At 62.3% G+C, this 21,144-nt stretch carries 19 protein-coding genes; 10 read left to right on the top strand and 9 right to left on the bottom strand.

The window, feature by feature from the left end; all coding sequences use genetic code 11:
• Positions 1-156 precede the first annotated feature (156 nt).
• Positions 157-375 carry a hypothetical protein gene (locus FNJ47_RS02380; RefSeq protein WP_163150266.1) on the top strand — a complete coding sequence of 73 codons (219 nt, stop codon included), beginning with the start codon at positions 157-159 and terminating at the stop codon, positions 373-375.
• A 121-nt stretch (positions 376-496) separates the two neighbouring features.
• On the opposite strand, the gene FNJ47_RS02385 is transcribed toward FNJ47_RS02380, so the two are convergent.
• Complete coding sequence (locus FNJ47_RS02385; protein ID WP_163150268.1) at positions 497-1,180, bottom strand: GntR family transcriptional regulator; 684 nt, start codon at positions 1,178-1,180, stop codon at positions 497-499.
• Between the two features lie 181 nt (positions 1,181-1,361).
• Between FNJ47_RS02385 and FNJ47_RS02390 the strand changes: the two genes are divergently transcribed.
• From FNJ47_RS02390 to FNJ47_RS02415, 6 genes are all read left to right on the top strand, one after another.
• Complete coding sequence (locus FNJ47_RS02390) at positions 1,362-1,982, top strand: RraA family protein (protein ID WP_163150270.1); 621 nt, start codon at positions 1,362-1,364, stop codon at positions 1,980-1,982.
• Between the two features lie 33 nt (positions 1,983-2,015).
• Positions 2,016-2,915, top strand: a complete 900-nt coding sequence (locus FNJ47_RS02395) for a DUF1932 domain-containing protein (protein ID WP_163150344.1) — start codon at positions 2,016-2,018, stop codon at positions 2,913-2,915.
• 64 nt (positions 2,916-2,979) lie between these two features.
• The gene (locus FNJ47_RS02400; RefSeq protein ID WP_163150272.1) at positions 2,980-3,966 is read left to right on the top strand and encodes a TRAP transporter substrate-binding protein; all 987 of its coding nucleotides are present in this window, start codon (positions 2,980-2,982) and stop codon (positions 3,964-3,966) included.
• A gap of 10 nt (positions 3,967-3,976) precedes the next feature.
• Positions 3,977-5,908 carry a TRAP transporter large permease gene (locus FNJ47_RS02405; RefSeq protein WP_163150274.1) on the top strand — a complete coding sequence of 644 codons (1,932 nt, stop codon included), beginning with the start codon at positions 3,977-3,979 and terminating at the stop codon, positions 5,906-5,908.
• A 7-nt stretch (positions 5,909-5,915) separates the two neighbouring features.
• Positions 5,916-6,749: an amidohydrolase family protein gene (locus FNJ47_RS02410; RefSeq protein ID WP_163150275.1), complete on the top strand. Its 834-nt coding sequence runs from the start codon at positions 5,916-5,918 to the stop codon at positions 6,747-6,749.
• Positions 6,750-6,773: 24 nt separating this feature from the next.
• Positions 6,774-8,216, top strand: coding sequence for an MFS transporter (locus FNJ47_RS02415; RefSeq protein ID WP_235999339.1), 1,443 nt, complete (start codon positions 6,774-6,776; stop codon positions 8,214-8,216).
• A 470-nt stretch (positions 8,217-8,686) separates the two neighbouring features.
• Here FNJ47_RS02415 and FNJ47_RS02420 read toward each other — a convergent pair whose 3' ends face one another.
• The 5 genes from FNJ47_RS02420 to FNJ47_RS02440 are packed head-to-tail and all read right to left on the bottom strand — an operon-like array spanning position 8,687 to position 13,964.
• Positions 8,687-9,364 carry an RraA family protein gene (locus FNJ47_RS02420; RefSeq protein WP_163150278.1) on the bottom strand — a complete coding sequence of 226 codons (678 nt, stop codon included), beginning with the start codon at positions 9,362-9,364 and terminating at the stop codon, positions 8,687-8,689.
• Positions 9,365-9,391: 27 nt separating this feature from the next.
• Positions 9,392-10,336: an amidohydrolase family protein gene (locus FNJ47_RS02425; RefSeq protein ID WP_165445494.1), complete on the bottom strand. Its 945-nt coding sequence runs from the start codon at positions 10,334-10,336 to the stop codon at positions 9,392-9,394.
• A complete protein-coding gene (locus FNJ47_RS02430) occupies positions 10,333-11,655 on the bottom strand; it encodes an MFS transporter (protein WP_347341600.1) in 1,323 nt (440 codons plus the stop codon). Before FNJ47_RS02430 ends, FNJ47_RS02425 begins: the two co-directional genes overlap by 4 nt.
• A gap of 27 nt (positions 11,656-11,682) precedes the next feature.
• Positions 11,683-12,597 (bottom strand): NAD(P)-dependent oxidoreductase, encoded by a 915-nt coding sequence (locus FNJ47_RS02435; RefSeq protein WP_163150280.1) that lies wholly within the window; start codon positions 12,595-12,597, stop codon positions 11,683-11,685.
• A 26-nt stretch (positions 12,598-12,623) separates the two neighbouring features.
• Positions 12,624-13,964, bottom strand: coding sequence for an MFS transporter (locus FNJ47_RS02440; RefSeq protein WP_163150282.1), 1,341 nt, complete (start codon positions 13,962-13,964; stop codon positions 12,624-12,626).
• A 202-nt stretch (positions 13,965-14,166) separates the two neighbouring features.
• Here FNJ47_RS02440 and ydiJ point away from each other — a divergent pair, with 202 nt between their 5' ends.
• Positions 14,167-17,199, top strand: a complete 3,033-nt coding sequence (gene ydiJ, locus FNJ47_RS02445; RefSeq protein ID WP_163150284.1) for a D-2-hydroxyglutarate dehydrogenase YdiJ — start codon at positions 14,167-14,169, stop codon at positions 17,197-17,199.
• Between the two features lie 54 nt (positions 17,200-17,253).
• Here the strand turns inward: ydiJ and FNJ47_RS02450 are convergent, their stop codons facing one another.
• From FNJ47_RS02450 to FNJ47_RS02460, 3 genes are all read right to left on the bottom strand, one after another.
• Positions 17,254-18,177, bottom strand: a complete 924-nt coding sequence (locus FNJ47_RS02450) for an SMP-30/gluconolactonase/LRE family protein (RefSeq protein WP_163150286.1) — start codon at positions 18,175-18,177, stop codon at positions 17,254-17,256.
• Positions 18,174-19,088 carry an amidohydrolase family protein gene (locus FNJ47_RS02455; RefSeq protein WP_235999341.1) on the bottom strand — a complete coding sequence of 305 codons (915 nt, stop codon included), beginning with the start codon at positions 19,086-19,088 and terminating at the stop codon, positions 18,174-18,176. The genes FNJ47_RS02450 and FNJ47_RS02455 overlap by 4 nt, the downstream gene beginning before the upstream one ends.
• A gap of 121 nt (positions 19,089-19,209) precedes the next feature.
• The gene (locus FNJ47_RS02460; protein WP_163150290.1) at positions 19,210-19,968 is read right to left on the bottom strand and encodes an IclR family transcriptional regulator; all 759 of its coding nucleotides are present in this window, start codon (positions 19,966-19,968) and stop codon (positions 19,210-19,212) included.
• Between the two features lie 525 nt (positions 19,969-20,493).
• On the opposite strand from FNJ47_RS02460, the gene FNJ47_RS50970 reads away from it, so the two are divergent.
• Positions 20,494-20,688 (top strand): hypothetical protein, encoded by a 195-nt coding sequence (locus FNJ47_RS50970; RefSeq protein ID WP_235999342.1) that lies wholly within the window; start codon positions 20,494-20,496, stop codon positions 20,686-20,688.
• A 6-nt stretch (positions 20,689-20,694) separates the two neighbouring features.
• Entirely contained in the window at positions 20,695-20,970 is a 276-nt protein-coding gene (locus FNJ47_RS50980; protein ID WP_347341601.1) for a DoxX family protein, read from the top strand.
• Positions 20,971-21,144 lie beyond the last annotated feature (174 nt).

Consider the following 21,144-nt stretch of genomic DNA (forward strand, 5'->3'; position numbering starts at 1 on the left):
TTAGGGCGGTTAGCGAATTACCTGCGGTGGCCGACGACTACGTCTCGCCGGCGGACCGACAACGAGGAACACGGGTGGAGCGCTTACCAAACGTCATCGAGCAACTAACAACGGCTACCTTTATAGCTCGCCGCTCACATTCGGTTCGAGTTGTTCATGCTTGTCCATCAGGAGCAGGCTCCGTCCTCTGATATCTCGACGACCCAACGCTTGGTACCCGAAGCGCGCCGGAAGTCCATGCAGCAGATCGGCTACGGGATTGCCGACGATGCCTCCATCTTAGAACAGACCCGTTATGCGATCGAAATCGAAACTCGTTATCAGACGCTGTTAGAAGTTGCCGTAGTCCCGACTCCCTTGGCCAATTCTGCGTAAGGTTCGAGCACCCGTCCGACAGCTCGGATCCTACCAGCTATGAGCGGTGAAGAGCTAAGGAACCAAAAAAGCAAACAACACACGGTACGGTAGGTACGCCGTGGCAGAGGTGCTCGCTCCCTCACTGAGTATCAGAGGAGGCGTTTGGGCGTTGCTCGCGCCAATTCTCGCGGTGCTGAAGGACCCGGGCGTATGACATCGTAAGATGGAGCTGCATCGCGCGTCGCCCGAGCTGTCCATCGCGTAGGCGTGCTGCGATCGTGATGTCCTCGTGATGGTGAAGGCTCTGAGCGAGTTCTGCCGGTGAGTACAGAAAAAACGACCGCACCACGATTGGCATGTCGATCATTGGCTCTAGGATCGCACGGAGCCGAGGCGAGCCGGCGAACTCCAGTAGGGTGCGATGAAACTCCCTGTTGGTCGCTTGAATGACCGAGATCGACTCATCGTCGCCTTTTGCGATGGCAGCTGCCATGATCTGGTTGCTTGCCTCCAAGCGCTTGGTAAGCTCCTCGTCACCTCGCGCCACTGCACGTTCGGTGGCGTGCGCTTCGAGCAGGATGCGGAGGCGGAACGTCTCCTCAATGTCGGCCTCGCTCCATTCCGTTACATGAATGCCTTGGCCGGCGTCCGTCGTCGCGAGTCCGTCCTCAACCAGCCTTCTAAGGGCTGCCCGCACCGGCGTGCGGCTGAGACCCAGCTCTCTCGCCAGCGGTTCTTCTCGAAGGTGGAAACCGGGCGGGTAATGACCGCCGACAACCCTCAATCGTAGAACGCTGTAAGCCCGGTCCTGTCCACCCGCCATTGCCTTACCCCTAAAGCAGAACTCGGAGCTTAGTCCCAGGGGAATTCGTAAGGCAATGGGATTGCTGCGGATTGTACAAATATTGTACTATCTTCTAAATAATTCCGCTGTATCACGAGAAGAATTGACATATTTGTATTTTTTTTGTTTTTAGACAGCAAAACAAGAGGGGGAGGACAGCATGGCCGAACTGAAGAACGTGAGCGGGCTTCATCCGGCGCTGATATTCAAGGACGTGGCGACTGCGGTTATCAGCGACAATCTTGAGCGCATGCCGGGCGCCACGGGGTTGCGACCCTTTCACCGAGGCGGATCCATGGTCGGCCTCGCTTTCACGATCAGAACTGCCGCCGGCGACAATCGCGCTATTCATCAGGCCCTCGAATTGTTTCGCCGGGGGGACGTCCTCGTGATCGACGGCGGGGGCGATACGAGCCGCGCTCTGGTTGGCGAGATCATTGCCGAAATCGCGGCACGTCGTGGTGCGGCTGGCATCGTGGTCGATGGTGCGATCCGTGACGCTGGGGCGCTCGGGCGTTCGGATTTTCCCGTTTTTGCACGCGCCGCGATTCATCGTGGTCCCTACAAGAATGGGCCTGGCCAGACGAATGTAGCGGTCTCGATCGGCGGCATGGTCGTGCAACCCGGCGACATCGTCGTCGGTGACGAAGATGGCGTCGTCGCATTCCCACCCTCAATGGCCGAGGATCTCATCCGCTCCGTCAAAGAGCAGGAGGCCAAGGAAGATGCGATTCTGAGGAGCGTCCGCGATGGCACGTACAAGGGAGCGTACGCGAAGTAGCGCCTTAGAAGATTTTAGATCGAGGAGGATAATCTGTTGGACAAGGTTCAAGTCAGGCTTGGCCTCGTGGGATATGGTGAGATCGGCAGCACGCTCGGGGCGGGTCTGCGTCATGCCGGGCTTCAAGTCGTTCATGCCTACGACAAGTATGCGTTCGATGGCCCGTTTGCCTCCCTGATCCAGCGCCGCGCCGCCGAAGCCGGCGTTACGCTCGTCCGGTCGAATCGTGAACTCAGCGAGTCGGCGGACCTTATCATCAGCGTGACGCCCGGATCGGCTTCGCTTGAAAGTGTTGCGGCCTTCGTGGGCTGCCTGGGGGCGCAACATACCTTCGTCGACTTCGCGTCGGCCACGCCGAAGATCAAGGTCTCGGTCGCTGATACTCTCGCATCAAGTGGAGCGCTGCTTGGGGATGCGTCCATCGAGGGGACGCCCAAGAACGGCTACGCAATGCCTATCTTGTCGAGCGGGCCAGCCGGCGAGCGCGTCCGTGACCTGCTCAATCCCTGGGGCATGAACATCACGTTCGTAGGGAGCGAACTGGGGCGGGCGTCGGGGATCAAGATCTTGCGCTCCGTCTTGCTCAAGGGGATCGAGGCGCTGACCGACGAGATGATGCTGGCCGCCCGCCATTACGGTGTGGACGACGTGGTGCTGGCTTCGGCCTGCAAGACGTTAGCGCGGCCTTGGATGGACACCGTCGAGAGTCTGATCCCATCGGGCGTGATCCACGCGAAACGCCGCGCTGAGGAACTGGAGATGTCGGCCGAAGCGGTCGCGGACGCAGGTATCGAACCCGTTATGGCGCGCGCTATCGTCGCCCGCCTTCGTTGGAAGCAGGGACTGGGGCTCAAGGAGCATTTTCAGGGCGTCGAGCCCGCCGACCACAAGGCGGCAATTGACGCCATGCTTGCGAGGCTGCCGCCACATTGAACGCCGGCCGGCAGGGCCGGCCCGTCCAAAACAACAAGAGTTCAAATCCAGGGAGAGATACATCATGACGCTATCGAGACGCCATTTGCTCGCAGCCGGGTTGTCCGCGCCGCTTATCGTCCGTTCGAATTTCGCGAGGGCGGCACAGCACACATTGAAGATGGTCTATCCCGACACGCCGTCGCACCCGTTCATGGGAGTTGCGCTGCGCTTCGCCGACAAGGTCAAGGAAAAGACAGATGGGGGCGTCGAGATTCAAGTCTATACGACCGGACAACTTGGGTCGCAGGTCAACATGTTGACCGGCATGCAGACCGGCATCGTCGACCTTTGCTGTCACACGTCGGGCTTCATCCAGACGCTCTACCCGAAGTTCATGGTCGTCGACCTCCCGTTCCTGTTCAAAGATGCGGCGTCGGCGGAGCGCATGCTTGACGGGCAGATCGGCCCCAAGTTGCTGGAGGAGCTGCCCGCAAAGGGCATCTATGGCCTTTCATATGCCCATTTCGGCTGGCGCGTGACATCGACGACAGGTCGCGCCGTGGCGACGCCTTCCGAAGCGAAAGGAATGAAAATCCGCGTTCAGCCCGGCGCGATCTACGCAGCGATGTTCAATACGCTCGGCGCCAACCCCGTCCAGGTTGACCTCTCCGAGGTGTACCTTGCGCTCTCCCAAGGTGCCATCGAAGCCATCGAAACGCCCATGATTTCAATGGCTGCATCGAAGCACGATGAGGTCATCAAAGTCATCACGAAGACTAACCACGTCTATAACCCGGGCGTGATGATGGCGAGCAAGCGCAAGCTCGACGGCCTTGCCACGAAGTACCAGCAGGCCATACGCGAGGCGGCGCACGACATGACGGCGGATGCGCGTGCCACCATCGCTAAAGCCAGCGAGGACACCGAGGCGCGGTTTGTCAAGCAGGGGATCAAGATCCAGGGCGCCGACCGCACGGCCTACCGCGCGGCCCTGCAGCCCGTTTACGACCAGTTCCGTCCGACTATCGGAGCGGAGTTGATGGACGCCGTCATGAGTCAGGCCGGTTGAGGGGCAACCCATGTCGGAAGCGAGCGCCATTGAGTTGGCCGACGAGGTTCATCTCGGGTTGAGGCCGCCGGTCGATCTTCCGCCAGAGCGCGGTGCGCTCGTGCGCGGGTACGGTCAAATGATGTCCGCGATCGACACAGCGGCGCGCGTGGGGCTGTTCTCCGTATTGGTCGGCGAACTCGGGCTCATCTTGGTGGAGGTCGCCCAAAGAGGGCTGAGCGGTCACTCGTTCCTGTGGGCCGAGGAGGTCTCGCGCCTCGCCCTTCTGACGATTGCGTTCGTCGGCGGCGCCCTGGCCTATCGCGGCCACCACCACACAGCCGTAGCGCTCGTGACTGACATGCTACCACTCGCCGCCCGGCGCGCAGCCTTGGCAACCATCGACGTTACCATTCTCGTCGTTGCGGTAGTCTCGTTCCTCGCTGCGATCGACCTGCTCGAGATCAACGCGCAGTCGATCATGCCAATGTTGCAGTGGAACCTCGGTCTCACGGTCGTGCCGTTCATTGCCGGGATGGTCCTCGTGGGCCTTTTCGCTGTCGAACGTCTCCTGAAAGTCCACAGGGTGCTCCCGATCCTCCACGGCTGCGTCGTTCTCGGCGTGGTCGGAGCGCTCCTGTCGACCATGCGCGTTGTGCCCGGGATGCAGCTGGGGACCGGATCCGGTCTCGTGTTGATGCTGCTCTTTTTCTTCGGGGCAATCCTCTTCGGCTTGCCAGTCTCGTTCTCGATGCTCGCCGGATCGATCCTGTTCCTGCTCGCGACCGATCTCGCCCCCATTGTCGCTATTGCCCAGAACACCATCGACGGCTCGGGCCATTTCATCCTTCTCACACTGCCGTTCTTCATCTGGGCCGGAATGGTCATGGAAAAAGGCGGCATTAGCCGGCGGCTCGTGGCGCTCGCAATGGCGCTGGTCGGTCACTTCCGCGGCGGCCTGCTGCAGGTTGTCGTAATGACCACCTATCTCGTTTCCGGAGTCTCCGGATCGAAGATCGCAGACGTGGTAGCGGTCGGATCGGTCATGCGGGAAGAACTCGAACGCAAAGGTTACCGCCTGAAGGATGGAGCGGCCGTCCTGTCAGCCTCCGCGGCGATGTCGGAGACGATTCCCCCCAGCATTGCCATGCTGGTCCTCGGGTCGGTCGTTCCGGTTTCGATTGGCGCGATGTTCATCGCCGGGCTTCTTCCGGCCGCGGTCCTGGCCGTGATCCTGATGATACTTGTGTATGTCATGTCGGTGCGCAATCCGACGGCGAGTGTTCGGCAAGCCACGCGCAAGGAGATCGGCCAATCGGCCCGCGGAGCCGTGCTCCCGTTGATGATGCCCGCCATTCTCGTCGTTGGCATCAAATTCGGCGTGGCGACACCCACCGAAGTTTCGTCCGTAGCCGTCCTGTACGGCATCCTACTCTGCATGCTGGTTTATCGCTCCATCGGCTGGCGGACCTTCGTGACGGTCGCGACCGAATGCGCGGTGATGTCTGGAATGGTCCTCTTCATCATTGCAGCGGCCGGCTCATTTGCGTGGATCATGGCAGCGGGAAATCTGCCGCAATACCTGGCCTCGATGCTCCATGCGGTCGGCGACAACCGCTATTTCTTCCTCGCCGGGTCCATCGTCATCCTGGTCATCGTGGGCTCCCTCCTCGAAGGGCTGCCCGCGCTCATCATTCTCGGCCCGATCCTGTACCCGATGGCGACCCAGCTCGGCATCGACGGTGTTCACTACGCGATGGTGCTCCTGCTCTCGATGGGTGTCGGCATCTTCATGCCGCCGCTTGGGATCGGCTTTTACGTGGCCTGCTCTGTCATGGGTACGAGCGTGGAGGACGCCTCGAAGGCAATCGCCCCCTACATCCTCGCTCTCCTCCTGGGCATCATGTCCGTAGCGGCGTTCCCGATCTTCTCGCTCGCGCTGCTACACGTGTTCGGACGCTGAAGCCTCAATGAAGGAAAGCCCGAAAGCACGTATCATGGCCAGTTTTGCCGGCGCGGCCGATTGCCACTTCCACATTATGGACGCAGCCTTTCCCACCGTGCCGAATGCAGTCGTCAGCAACATGACCGCATCCGTGGACCAGTATCGCGTGTTTGCGGCCGAGAGGGGCACAACGCGCGGCATCGTGGTGCAGCCGTCTCTCTACGGTACGGACAACCGGCACACGCTGGGCGCCGTCGCTGCGCTAGGCTCCGGCTACCGCGCGGTGGTGGTAATCAACGATCGTCTCGCGTATGACCAGATTTGCGGACTGCATGTGCAAGGTGCACGGGGCGTTCGGTTCAATCAGGTCCAGGTCGGCAGCACCACCATGGATATGATGCCGAAGGTCGCACAGGCAATCGCACACCTCGGATGGCACCTCCAGTTGCACATGAAGGCGAGCGAACTCGTGCGGCACGAGGCGATGCTCAGCGATTTGCCGGTGCCACTCGTCATCGACCATTGCGGACGGGTTAACCCCGGCGATCCCGCCCGCACAGGCCTTGATACGTTGCTGCGCCTTCTCGATAGCGGACGGACCTGGATCAAGCTCTCGGCTCCTTACCTCAACACGAGATCCAGGGCACCGTACTACGACGATGCCGTCGCGATCGCGCAGCTTTTCGCCGACACGAACGAAGATCGCGTTCTATGGGGCTCTGATTGGCCGCACGTGACTGAAGCCGACAATCCGCCGGCTCCCGGGCCCCTCGCCGAGTTCCTCGTATCATGCCTGGGCGATGAAGTCCGGCTTCGCAAGGCGCTCGTGGACAATGCAACGGCCCTCTACGGGTTCTGAGCCGCTCGTCGGCGACGGGATCGCATGGTCCTGAAGATTCACGATGACAGGGATGAAGGTCGACAAAAGGAAGGTCCGACGATGTCGCAAGTGCTGCGGGCAGACGCCGAGAACAAGGCTCCTGCAAAATCGAACTATCGATGGGTCGTGATGACTCTGATCTTCTTCGTTTACACGATGGCCGCCGCAGACCGCGCGAACATCGGCATCGTGCTGCCGTTCGTGAAGAGCGAATTCAACATGACGAACACCGAGGCCGGTGCGATCGTCAGCCTCTTCTTCATCGGCTATTCCGTCGCCCAGATTCCGGCCGGGTTCGTGGTGAAGCGCTTCGGCGTGCGGATGATCTTCCCGCTCTTCATGATTTTGACGTCGGCTTTTACGGGTCTACTGGGCACCGCGACGTCGGCTCTGCACATGAAACTCAACCGGCTGGCGCTCGGTCTGGCTGAGGCTCCGCTGCCTGTCGCGATGCTCGCGACCATGAACCACTGGTTTCCGCCAAAAGAAAAAGGAACAGCGGTCGGCATTTTTCTTTCGGCTGCAAAGTTCGGACCGGTCTTGGTGCCTCCGATCGGTGCCGTCGTGATCGCCTCCCTGGGCTGGCAATATATCTTTTTTATTTGCGCTGTTCCCGGCATCATATTCTCTGTACTTTGGTACTTCCTCGTCACCAACGATCCGGCGCAAAGTCGCTTTACGTCGAGCGCGGAAGTTGGGCACATCCAATCCGCCTCGCCGCCGGCCACTTCGGATGAGGCCGGCGAAATTCCCTTTGCGTCTGGGGACGGGAGGCGTAAGTTCGGTTGGCTGGACAGGCTCGTCCGTGCCAGGACAGTCCGACCAATCGCCACAGTCTCGGAGACCTTCCGCTCCCCCAATATCTGGGGACTGGCCATCGGATATTTGATGATGACGGGCATCATCAATGTCATTCTCGCTTGGCTTCCGACCTATCTGACGACTGTGAAGAAATTCTCGATTCTGAACGTAGGCTTCGTGGCAGCGGCTCCTTTCGTGGGTGGGGTGCTCGGAAACCTACTTGGCGGTCTGCTCTCCGACCTCGTGTTCGACAAGCGCCGCAAGCCCACCATCGTCATCACGGCTCTGTCCAGCGTGTTCATGATGTACGCCCTCATTCATGCGCCGAGCGATCCGCTCCTTCTCGGAGGAGTACTTTTCATGGCGGGGCTACTACTCAATTTGGGATATTCATCGTTCACGGTCTATCCGGCAGGGCTGACCACCAAGGAGGCTTATCCCCTCGCGGTCTCCGTCGTAAACACCGGTGGCCAGGCTGGCGGCGCCTTGTTCCCGTTCCTGACCGGCGTGATCCTCGACGCATATAGCTGGGATTCTGTCTTCCTCTTCCTGGCCGCCTCGTCCTTTATCGCCCTCGTGGTCATGATGTTCGTTGTGGAGCCGGTCGAAGATCCTGCGTCCGGGCAGGCGGCGGCAGGGCGATAATGGTTGCGCCAGTCCAAGTGTGCCCATCGCAGCTACCTGACCCACTCGCGGTCGGCGAGACGTCGCGTCTTCGAGCGCACCAGGTTCATGGCGAACTCAGTTGCAGCGGCAACCCAGCCTGATTGCGCCCATGCTCCTCACTTGCTGACGACACCGTCGCGGTGATCGAGGCATGGTGAAAGACGGCGGGACTGTCGCGATCGATACGCCCCCGTACGCCGCGGTCGGCCGTTCTGCGTAAGCGTTTGAGCACCCGTCGTGCGTGCCGGCATTCAGTCAGTCGATTTCGCGTGGATAGCCCTCGGCCCGCCAGCGCTTTGCTCGATCGAGCAGCGACCAAGCTACGGTCCGAGTTTACCAGAGAGCATTCCGCACCGAACGGCAGCTCTGGCGATTGCTGTGAAAAGGTCCGGGACGGTAAGGGCGGCGGCTCGCCAGATTGGTCTGCTCAGGCGATGACGCGAGCAGCTTCAGTCGAGCCCTTCGCATTTCAAATCGCGGAGCTGCTTGTCGACCCAAGACGGGTCGTGCATGCCGGCCTGGATGTTGGCGATCTGCTTCTGCTCCGCTTCGAACTTCGCGATCGCCGCCTTGAACACCGCATCGGTTTGATCGAACGGCACGCAGAGCAATCCGTCGTCGTCGCCGATGACGAGGTCGCCGGGCTCGATGACCATGCCGTCGATCGCGATCGAGACATTGATTTCGCCGGGGCCGTTCTTGTACGGACCACGGTGCGTGATGCCGGCCGCGAAGACTGGAAAGTCCTGGCTTCGGATGTAGCCGGCATCGCGGATCGCGCCGTTGATGATCAGGCCGGCGACGCCGCGCTTGATCATCTGCATCAGCATCATCTCGCCGGTGATGGCGTTGGTGAGATCACCGCCGGCATCGACCACGATGATGTCGCCGACCTCGGCAAGGGCGATCGCCTTGTGAACCATCAGATTGTCGCCGGGCGGCGCTTTCACCGTCAAGGCCGGGCCCGCGAGCCCGCCAGCGCGATGCATGGGGCGCAGCCGCGCGCCCCCGCCCGTCATGCGCGACATGCTATCGCTTACATTTGCCACGGGCAGACGCGCAAAGCGCTCCACCGTACCGGCGTCGACTTTCCGATGCCGCTTCAGAATTCTGAACCCTGCAGACATGATGCCCTCTTGGCTAATTGAATGATGTTAGAAGCCGAACAGCTCGACGGGATTTTCAACCAGGATGCGCCGACGGGTCCTCTCGTCCGGCGCCCAGTCGGCCAACAGGTCGACCAGCAGCGCATCATCAGGCTTGCTGTCGCGCTGTGTCGGATGCGGCCAGTCGGTACCCCACAGGATGCGCTGCGGTGCCGCCTGCACATAGGCCCGCGCAACTTCGCTGGAATCCGCATAGGGTGGCCCGAGCTTGCTGTCCTCATAGGGTCCAGTGACCTTCACCCAGGTCCGGCCCTCGTCCAGCATGCGTCGCACAGCCGCGAACGCTGGATGACGTACGCCGTCGGGCTGCGGGATACGTCCGAGATGATCGATCACCACCCTGGCGGGCAGTGCCCGGATGACAGCTTCGTGCGTCGCTATCTGTTCGCCCGTCATCAGGATCTGGACATGCCAGCCGAGCGGATTGATGCGCTTCGCCAGCGTGTTCAGCATCTCCTGCGTCGTCGTCCCCCATGTCTGCGGCGAGATGAAATTGACGCGGATGGCGCGAACGCCGGCATCGTTCAGCGCACGCAGTTCCAGGTCTTTCACCTCGGTATCAACGACGGCGACGCCGCGCGAGGCAGCTCCGAGCTGGCTCAGCGCATCGACGAGACACCGATTGTCGATCCCGTAGGTCGACGGCTGCACCACCACGCTCCGGGTCGTGCCGAGCCGCCGCTGTAGCAAGCGATAGTCCGCCACGGTCGCACCGGGTGGAAAGCCCTGCCGCCAATGCGGCGATACGGGAAATCGCCCGTCATAGATGTGATGGTGGCAGTCGCATGCGTTCGTCGGTACATCGAGTTTCGGCGCGGCAGAGCCGGTACTGTTTGGTACGACTTGCTCGATCCCCGCCGCCCAAGCGCCGGTGCTACAGGCGAGCATGCCGGCGATGACGCCACGGCGTGTGATCGATGTGCATGCGCTCATGGCTTCACCGCGACCATTTCAGCCGCACGCGCGGCACTCCGACCCAGCACGAGGACGCAAACCGCGGCCACCGCACAGAGCAGCGCCACCGGCAACATCCCGAGCACAAAGCTGCCCGTCGATTGTTTGACCAAACCGACCACGTTCACCATCAGGCCGCCGCCGATCAGGTTGGAGATCGCATTGATGCCGGCGAGGCCGGCCGCGAGGGTACTGGTCGAGAGCCAACTCGCCGAAAGCGCCCAGAACGGCCCCTTGAAGGCATAGGCGCCCACCAGACAGCAAGTGACCATGACGACCGTCGGGACGACGGCGGTGCCCGTCAGGCCCAAGGCCGTGAAACCGCCGGCCGCAAGCAGAAGCGTCAGTGCCGTGTGCCAGCGGCGCTCACCCGTCTTGTCGGAGTGGCGTCCCCACAGGACCATGACTACGGTCGCGATGCCGTAGGGAATCGCGTTGACGAAGCCAGTCTGAAGGTTCGAGAGTCCGAACGATTTCAGAAGCTGCGGTTGCCAGACCGACAGCACACTTCCCGTTGCGGACGCACCCGAGCACACCAGCGCCATTACCAGAAAGTACTTGTTGGTGGCGAGTTGCCAGAGCGAGAGATGCCCGACGGGCCGGCGCGCGGCCGCATCAGCCTCCATGCGCCCGGTCAACCATGCGCGCTGCTCGTTGGTCAGCCAGGATGCCTGCGCCGGCTTATCGGTCAGCACGAACAGGCACGCGAGGCCCAGCAGAACCGTGGGCACGCCCTCCAGGATAAAGAGCCACTGCCAGCCGCGCAAGCCGAGCGCGCCGTCGAGCTCGAGCAGGCCGACCGAGAGCGGCGAACCTAGGAAGGTCGCGAGCGGGATCGACACCGTGAACGTCGCCAGGATGCGCGCGCGATACTGCGATGGCAACCAGTAGGTCAGGTACAGGATGGCCCCCGGAAAGAAGCCGGCCTCCGCAGCGCCCAGGAGGAATCGCATCGCATAGAGCGAGTACGGCCCGACGACGAACGCCATGCACATGGTCACCAGCCCCCAGGTGATCATGATGCGGGCGATCCAACGCCGGGCGCCGACCCTCTGCAGAGCCAGGTTACTCGGCACTTCGACCAGAAAGTAGGAGACGAAGAAGAGACTGGCGGCGAAGCCGAACATCGCCGGCGTCAGACCCAGATCATTGTTCATCTGCAACGCAGCGAAGCCAACGTTCACGCGATCGAGCAGCGCGAAGAAGTAGCAGATCATCAGGAACGGAACGAGCCGCAGCAGCACGCGGCGCATCGTTGTCTTTTCGATCTGGTCGAGGTCTGTCCGAACGGTGGTCACGTCTGTCTCCCTCCCTGTGTCGCGTTGTTATTCGGCCGCCTTCGTCTTGGTGGTCATCTTCGCCACGACCGCGTCAATCGCGATTTTGTAGTTTTCCGGCACGACGCCGTTGAAGTGATCCTTCAGGCCCAGGCTGTTCTTCCAACGCAACCGCGCCGCCGTTGCGTTTGCCATCAGCGGCTCGATCCCTGCGTCCGCCACGGCCTCGGCAGCCATCTCGACCTCCTCGGCGCGGCGTTTGGCGTGAATGACGCCGGAGGGCGTGAGACTTTCCACGGTATCCATGAATGGCCGCGTCAACGTCTTCGATGCGGACGCCAGCACGGTCTCGTCGAGGCCGTAGGCACGCGCCGCCAACAACGTCTCGTCGATCAGCGCTTCGATGCCCTTGACCAGCACGGAACGGAGGATCTTGATGCCTGACGCCGTGCCGAGCTTCTCGCCCGCGTATTCGATGCTCATGCCCCAGGGCACCAGCAGATCGACGACGCGTTGCCCAGCTGGACCGCTCGACATCATGTGCATCGAGTAGCCGTTCTTCGGCGTGCCCATGATCGAGCCGTCGCCGAGCGTGGCGTCGGTCTTGGCCAGACGTTCCGCGACGCCGTACTTCACCTTCGGCGTGGCCGATGCAAAGTCGAGAAAGGTGTGACGGCCGTCGAGCACGGGCGCGAAGGCGTCCGCGCTTTGCAGCGATGCGGAGCCCGGCGTTACGCTGAAGATCAGCTCGGCCGCATCGGCCAGCCCTTTGTTGGACTTGACCAGCGTCACGCCGGCGGCCCTGGCCCGGCTCTGGATCAAATCGGCATAAGGGCCGTCAAAGGCGTATTTGTCGTAACAGAAGATCTGCTGCAGGCCGGCCCCGCGCAGCCCCTTGCCGAGCGTGCTGCCGATCTCGCCATATCCGACCAGGCCGAGACGGAATTGTTGTTTCTGGCTCATTGTGTTCTCCTTCGATGTGTTGCGGGTCACGCGCGCGCGGTTTTCGGCAGGGCGGATGCGCGCCCCTGCAGGCTGACGCCGACGATCCGGATGAGGATGGCAGCGAGGATGAGGAACGCGGCAACTGAGATCAGCGCCCAGGAGAAGCTGCCGGTCGCTTGCCTGATTTCGCCGATCAGATAAGGGCCGACGAAGCCGCCGAGATTTCCTATCGAAACGATCAGTGCCAGCCCGCCGGCGGCGGCGCTGCCGGTCAGGAAACTCGACGGGATCGGCCAGATCGTCGACTGGTAACACATGATCCCGATGACGGCGCCGCAGAGCGCGATGATCGACATCAGCGCCGACGAGGTCGCATAGCCGCACACGATCAGCGATGCGGCACCGACCAGCAGCGCTGACGCGACGAACCAGCTCCGTTCGCCGCCCCTATCGGACAAGCGCGCCCACAGCATCATTGTGATGGCGCCGCAGACATAGGGGATCGCGGCCAGGAAGCCGACGGCCACGACTGAAAAGCCGAACCCTTTAAGGATTTGCGGCATCCACAGGCCGAGGCCGACCGAGCCGATGATGGCGCAGAAGTTGACGACCGCGCAAACCAGCACCCGCCAATTCGTGAAAGCATCTTTCAGCGAGGACGAATGCTTGGCTGCGATGGCCTGACGCTCGCTGGCCAGCGTCTTGGTCAGCCAGGTTCGTTCTTCGCTGCTCAGCCATTTGGCCTGCTCAGGCTTGTCGGTCAGCGTGAACAGGCAGACGAAGCCGAGGATGCTGGCGGGCAAACCTTCGAGGATGAGCAGCCACTGCCAGCCATGCAGGCCGGCGACGCCATTCAAAGCGAGCAGCGAGCTTGAGAGCGGCGCGCCAAGGATATTCGCGATGGGAATGCCGAGCAGGAACGCTGCGGTCGCGCGGCCGCGGATGCGGACCGGGAACCAGTAGGTGAAGTAGAGAAATACGCCGGGCGTGAACCCGGCCTCGCCGAGGCCGAGCAGAAAGCGCATCGCGCCGAAGCTTACTGGACCGACGGCGAAAGCAGTGGCGGCCGACAGCAAACCCCAGGTGATCAGGATGCGGGCGATCCATCTGCGCGCACCGACCGCCTGCAGCGCAAGATTACTGGGAACTTCGGCCAGGAAGTAACCGAGGAAGAACAGGCCGGCGCTCCAGCCGAATTCGGACGGCGAGATGCCGAGATCCTGATTCATCGTCAGGCTCGCAACGCCGACGTTCACCCGATCAAGATAGGCAACGATGTAGCAGAGCAGCAGGAAGGGGACGATCCGCCACATCACCTTCGAGAGGATACGCTCCTCCTCGGGGGTGAAGCCTGCGCCGGCCGAGGCGGCGGATGTCGTTGCCATGGGTTCCTCCGGGTCGGCCGTTGTACCCCGGCCATGGCGCCTGATAGCCAAAACAGAACGCCGTTGCAATTAATTTTGAAACGGTGTTTCATTTGCAAAAGCGCGCACGAAAGCGCTTGCGTCCCGTCCATCAGGCGCGCTCCACTCGAAAAACGGAGCGCCGGCCGTCGGTTACGACATTCGGCAGGCTTGGGGAGACACCATGCTGCTACGCGTTTCCGATATGCCGGCCCCTGCTCCGCTGCATGCCGAGCTTCTCGCCGAGATTCGTCTGCGCGGGTTTCAGGGCGATCTGACGCCGGCCTATGCCGATCGGATCGTCTCGGCGACGGACAACTCGATCTACCAGCTGCTTCCGCAAGTCATCGCCTTTCCGCGCAGCGTCGACGATCTGGTGCGCCTCGCGCGCGTCACAGCGGAAGAGCGCTTTGAGGATATCGTGTTCGCGCCGCGCGGTGGCGGAACCGGCACCAACGGCCAATCGCTGACCGAAGGCCTGGTGGTGGACGTCTCGCGCCACATGAACCGCATCCTCGAAATCAATCCCAGGGAGCGCTGGGTGCGGGTGCAGGCCGGCGTCGTGAAGGATCAGCTCAATGCTGCGCTCGCCGAACACGGCCTGTTCTTTCCGCCGGAGCTCTCCACGTCCAATCGCGCCACGATCGGCGGCATGATCAGCACCGACGCCAGCGGTCAGGGTTCCTGCCTCTATGGCAAGACGCGCGATCACGTGCTGGAACTGACGACCGTGCTGCTGGACGGCACGGTCTGGACCTCGCGCGCGATGGACGACGAGGAACTGCAGCACATCAAGCAGCGCAGCGATCGCGTCGGCGCGGTTCACCGGTTGGTCGATGCGATCCAGCGCGAGCAGGCGGAGCTGATCGCGGCTCACTTCCCGAAGCTGAACCGGTGCCTGACCGGCTACGACCTCGCGCATATCCGCGATGACCGCGGGCGCTTCAACCTCAACTCAATCCTGTGCGGCAGCGAAGGCACACTGGCGCTGATCGCTGAAGCCAAGCTCAATGTGGTGCCGATCCCAAAGCACAGCGCGCTGGTCAATGTGCGCTATGACAGCTTCGACGCCGCCCTGCGCGATGCGCAGGAGTTGATCCGGTTCGGCGCCGCCTCGATCGAGACCGTGGATTCCAAGGTGCTGGGCCTCGCCCAGGGCGATGTGATCTGGGAGTCGGTCCGGCAATACTTTCCCGAAGACGACGGACAGCGCGCTACGGGTGTGAACCTCGTCGAATTCGTCGGCGACATCGAGGCCGAGGTCGAGACGTCCGTGCGCAAGGTCACCGGGGCGCTTACGTCCGCTAGGCCATCGCACGGCCGTCGTGGCTTTACTGTGGCGCGGGGTGAAGCCGATGTCGGCGCGATCTGGGACATGCGAAAAAAATCGGTCGGCCTGCTCGGCAACATGCAGGGCGACAAGCGGCCGATTCCCTTTGTTGAGGACACCGCCGTTCCGCCGGAACACCTCGCCGACTACATCGCCGAATTCCGCGCTGCACTAGACGCCCGCAACCTCACTTACGGCATGTTCGGCCACGTCGATGCCGGCGTGCTGCACGTACGTCCCGCGATCGACATGAAGGATCCGGCACAGGAGGTGCTGATCCGCGAGATTACCGAAGACGTGGTCCGGATCACCAAGAAATATGGCGGCCTGCTGTGGGGTGAGCACGGCAAGGGCGTTCGCTCCGAATTCTCACCGCGCTTTTTTGGCCCGCTCTACCCGACCCTGCAATCGATCAAGGCCACATTCGACCCGCACAATCAGCTCAATCCAGGCAAGATCGCCGCGCCCGAGGATGGAAAGCTGCTTGCAATCGATGGGCTCACGACGCGCGGCCAGCTCGACCGGACTATCCCCCGCTCCGTGCGCGCCGCCTATGACGAGGCCCTCCACTGCAATGGCAATGGCGCATGCTTCACCTGGGACGCCGACGAGGCGATGTGTCCGTCCTACAAGGCGACGCGCGATCGCCGGCATTCGCCGAAAGGACGCGCCTCGCTCACCCGCGAATGGCTGCGCCAACTGGCCGTGCGCGGTGTCGACCCCGTCGCCGAAGCTGCCGCCCTTCGCAGCGGGACGCTTTGGAGGGATTTTCCCGCGCGGTTGCGCAATACGTGGTCCCGTGCGCCCGACTTCTCACATGCCGTGATGGATTCGATGGACGGCTGCCTCGCCTGCAAGTCTTGCAGCGGGCAATGCCCGATCAAGGTCGATGTCCCCTCGTTCCGGGCAAAATTCCTCGAGCTCTATTACGGCCGCTACCTGCGGCCGCTGCGCCACCACATGGTCGCTTCGCTTGAAGCGATGCTGCCAGCGCTCGGCAAAGTCGGCTGGCTGTACAATTTGCTTCTCGACAACCCGGCGGGTCGCGCGGTGATGCGGATGATCGGCCTTGTGCACATGCCAAGATTCTCCGACGTTTCACTGCAACGAGAATTGGCGGCGCGCGGGATAGCAATTGCAACGCCGGCGGAGCTGGCCGCGCTACCGGCCGGGCAGCGCGCACGCAGCGTGGTGCTGGTGCAGGACGCGTTCACGAGCTGGTACGAAACGCCTACCGTGCTGGCGGTGCTCGATCTGATGCAGGCCGTTGGCTTCAGGCCGTATGTCGCGCCCTTCCATCCGAACGGCAAGCCGCTCCATGTGCACGGCCTTCTCGGCGCCTTCACCCGCGCCGCATCGCGCAACGCCGCGATGCTACGCAAGCTTGCCGCGACCCGCGTCGAGCTGGTCGGTGTCGACGCATCGATGACGCTGACCTATCGCTCAGACTACAACATGCTGCCGGAAGCGGACCGTCCGCCGCCGGTGCTGCTGATCCAGGAATGGCTCGCCCGTCACCGCGATTCGTTTCCAAGAATGCCCGGCTCGGACGCGGAATATCTGCTGCTGCCGCACTGCTCGGAACGCTCGCTTGCCGTGTCCAGCCTGAAGGATTGGCAAGCGACGTTCGCGGCAGCGGGCGCGACGCTGCGCGTGCTGCCTTCGGGCTGTTGCGGAATGGCGGGAACTTACGGCCACGAGGCCGAGCATCGCGCCACGTCAGAGCAAATCTACGCGATGAGCTGGGCCGCTCATGTCGCAACATCGGCGCAGAGCGGCCGTCTGCTCGCCACCGGCTATTCTTGCCGATCGCAGGTCAAGATCGTCGACGGGCGCACCCTGCCCCATCCGGCGCAGGCACTGCTCGCCTGTCTCCGCGGGAGCTGACGTGTTTGAGCATAATCTTTTCGGAAACCCGCTTCACGTTGTTCCGGATCATGCTTAGTCAGCATGTGAGTACATCGGCAGACCCGGTGTCTCCAGTTCGGCGCGGAGCAGCGTTGCCGTGCGGCTTTCGGTGATGAAGAGGCTTTTTCGCTCTGGCCCGCCAAACGCAAGATTGGTGTTGCCGGCGCCCGCGCAGGACACGATGCGATCAAGCGGCTCGGCTACAGGTGACAACCGCCACACCGAGCCGAAGCCGGTGTGGCAGACTAGCAGATTGCCGCCGTTGTCCAGCGCCAGCCCGTCGGGTCCACCAGGACCGCCATGCAGATGCGAGAAGATGCCGACCTTGGTCGTCAGGCCGCTGGCGGGCAGCGGCACGCGCCAGATCTGGTTGGCGCGCGTCACTGCAACGAGCAAAAAGCTCTCCTCCTGATTGACGACGATGCCGTTCGGACTCGGGATCGTGTTGATCAGACACGTCAGCCGGCCATCGGGCGTCAGCTTCCAGACGCGCCCGGTCGGATCGTGCATCCCGGTCTGGCCCTGGTCGGTGAAATAGAGGTTTCCCGACGGCGCGAAGACAAGATCGTTCACGCCCTTGAAGCTTTCGCTCGCCGCCGTCTCCAGGAACGGCGTCACTGCGCCGCTTGCGGGATCGAGCAGCATGATGCCGCGCTTGTAGTCGGTGATGAAGATGCGGCCGTCGCGGTGGATCTTCAGCCCGTTCGGCCATCCATCGTATTCGGTCACGAGCTCCCACGCGCCTTCCGCGCTGACACGGAAGATGCGGCCATAAGGAATATCCGTGACGTAGAGCTGTCCCTGCCGATCGAAGGACGGACCTTCGAGGAAGGAGTCGATCTCGCGGCCGCCCTGGTTGGCATCAGCCCAGGATGTGCGACGGGGTTTGCGGAATTGGTCCGGAAGCCGCGTGAAGACGGTCGTCTCGATGCGGCGCGGCGGATTGAAGAATGTCATTGGACAGCTCGCGGAAAGCCGTAAAGCTCGGCCGGATTATCGACGAGAATGCGCTTGAATGCAGCCTCCCCGGCCCACTGGCTGAATAGATCAAACAGCCGCGCATCGTCGGGCTTATTCTCTCTCTCGGAGGGATGCGGCCAATCGCTGCCCCAGACCAGTCGCTCGGGCGCCGCCTTGACGTATGCAGCCGCAACGGCGCCGGCATCGGCATAGTCGGGGGCGCCCAGCTTGCTCGACACGTAGGGGCCTGACAGCTTGACCCAGGTCCTGCCACGATCGAGCAGGCCGCGAATGACCTTGTACGGCGCGCTTGCCAGACCATCCGGCTGGGGAACTTGCGCCAGATGATCGAACACGAGCCGCCCGGGCAGCGACGAGAGCAGGTCCGCGTTGTCCTCGATCTGCTTGGGACGCATGTTGATCTGGCAGTGCCAGCCGAGGTCGGCCAGCCGCGGCGCCAGCAATTTGAGCGAGCCGACCGATAGCACGCCAGGAAAGCCGAGATTGAAACGAACGCCGCGGACACCCTGCTCGTCGAGCTGGCGCAATTCCTGATCCGAGACGTCCTCGGCCACGACGGTGATCACGCGAAAATTGTCGGCGCCCAGTGCGTTGCGCGATGCGATCTGCAGCCGGTTGTCTGTTCCATAAGTGGAAGGCTGGATGATGACGCCACGCGTGGTGCCGATCCGGCGCTGCAATGCTCGATAGTCGTCAGGCAAGGCGTCCTCGGGCAGCAAGGTTGCGCTCTTCATGACCGGGTAGGTCTTGTCGTAGGTGTGGAAATGGCAATCCGTGGCGCCTGCTGGCGCAACGAAACGCGGCTTCGCCGAGCCGCTCGACCAACGCACCTCCCCTGCCTGCGCTGCCGCAATCGGCGCAACCGCGGTTACGGCGAGGCCGGCCATCACTGTCCTTCGCGTAAGCGACGCTGATGCCACGACGTTCGTCCTCCCCATTGCTTGTTATGGAGAGGCTTATAAGCCCGCGGCGGCGGAGCAGCAAGATTAAATGAAACGTCGTTTCGTTTTAACTAGAAGCGCCTGCCGGGCGAGCGGCGCTCCGTTTGCGCGGGCTTTTTGAGGCACCGGGCGGTACGCCTCCGCATGCCAGGGTCAGTTTGTGCGCCGCCTCGACCAGCGGTCCCTTGACCTGCTCGGCCCGCGCCTCGGTGAGCCGGCTGATCGGACCGGAAATAGCCAGCGCACCGACCAGAGAGTCCGCAATGCCGAACACCGGCATGGCGAGCGCAGCCGCGTGCGGATCGGTCACGCCGGACGTGAAGAGCGGAAGTTCATCGTCAGGACCGGGCAGACCAGCCTCATAGCGCAGCAGCGTCCGGGCGATGGCGGACTTATCCATGGGCCTGGTATCGCCCGGCTGCACGGTCATCCTGATACGGTTGGTGCTCTCCACGCGGAACAGGCAAAGCCGCTCTTCGCCATTTCGAACATAGAACGAGGTGGTCTCACCGGTCTTCGCCGCAAGTTGCTCGAGCACGGGCATGACGTGGTCGGAAAGGCGAAACGCTTGCTGATAGGCCGTCCCAAGCCGCAACGTCTCCGCATCGAGGCGATAGGAGCCGTCGGGCAGCCGCGCGATCAGCCGATACTGCTGCAGCGACAGAGCGAGCCGCAAGATCGTGCTCTTGACCAAACCTGTGCGCTCGGCCAGTTCGGCCAGGCTCAAGGCGCCGTCGCCCCGACGGAACGCCGTCAATACCGCCAAAGCGCGTTCGGCGGCGGATACGCCCTTCAAGGCTGGTGTTTTCTGGGGTAGCTTCGCCATCTCGAGTCCTTTTCCTGTCACTTCCTACGTCATTCTCGTGGCAGGTAGAAGGGCCGGAACCTGGACGGACGACACGCCGGAATCGATCTACGATGCCGAGTGGCGCGCTGGCCTCGTAAATTTCCTGGACATTCCGGGCGCCTCGAGTACGAGGACGCTGAGCGCCTTCAAACGCAGATAGGGCATCTTGCCAGCTCCCGCAGTCAAGCTGCTCGAGGAGCTCCGGCGATTGGCGGCTCGTCCTGCCAGATGGTGATGCACTTCAGATCCGCTTCCGTCGTCTGCGCCCGATGACTCAAAAGAGCTTGTTGTTGAAGCCAAGGTCGACCAACTGCCGGATGTCTTGCGAACGGTCGACATCCGCCTGTCAACGATCAAGATCACTCGGCAGTAACCGCATTACTCAGGGGTAACCACGGTCCGCCACTCAGCGCCAATCGCGCTCGGGACGAGAACGCAGCTTGAGCTGCGTCAACTCGAACTGCGAGCTTTGGTGCGATGAACGAGCGAACAAGGGGACCGACCATGCTCTTATCGCTCGACGACTTCCGTATCAAACCTGAGAACTTCGATCCGACGAAGATCGAAAACATCACTCGGATCGCTTGCGGGCTGTTTTACCTGCCGCACGCCGCCGGGAAATTCGTCGCCTTCGGCGTTCTCAATCCGCCAATCGTGAAGTTCTTCGCAGCTGCAGGCCTGTCGCCGCCGGAGGTTTAGATCTACATCGCTGCCACCGCTGAACTGTCTGTTGCCGTTGCACTAACACTCGGCATTTGCACTCGTTTTGCGGCGCTCGGCTCCGCCGCGCTGATGGCGATTGCAGTCTACTCGCTTCAGGTCGTGAAGGGTTTCGGCTGGACTTGGAATACCGGCGGCTACGAGTATCCGGTGTTCTGGGGAATTTGCTCGCTCGCCGTGGCGTTGCACGCCTGGCAAGCTTGGTTCGCAGCGCGCAAGACCGCCGCGCATCCGGTTACGCGGCTGTCCGCCGCGGAGTGAGATAAGCCCCCTCGAATGCGGACTGCATTGCCTGCATGGCGTGAAGATGGATGGCCGCAGCCGGTCCATCATTCCCCATCCCGATAGTATGTCCGGCGACGGCGTGACGGCGCCGCGCAACCATGCAGTCTTTCGCGAAGGGGAGCAGCCTCACAATCGATAATTTGTTCGCAA

The sequence above is a fragment of the Bradyrhizobium uaiense genome, assembly GCF_010811875.1.
Classification (GTDB): domain Bacteria; phylum Pseudomonadota; class Alphaproteobacteria; order Rhizobiales; family Xanthobacteraceae; genus Bradyrhizobium; species Bradyrhizobium uaiense.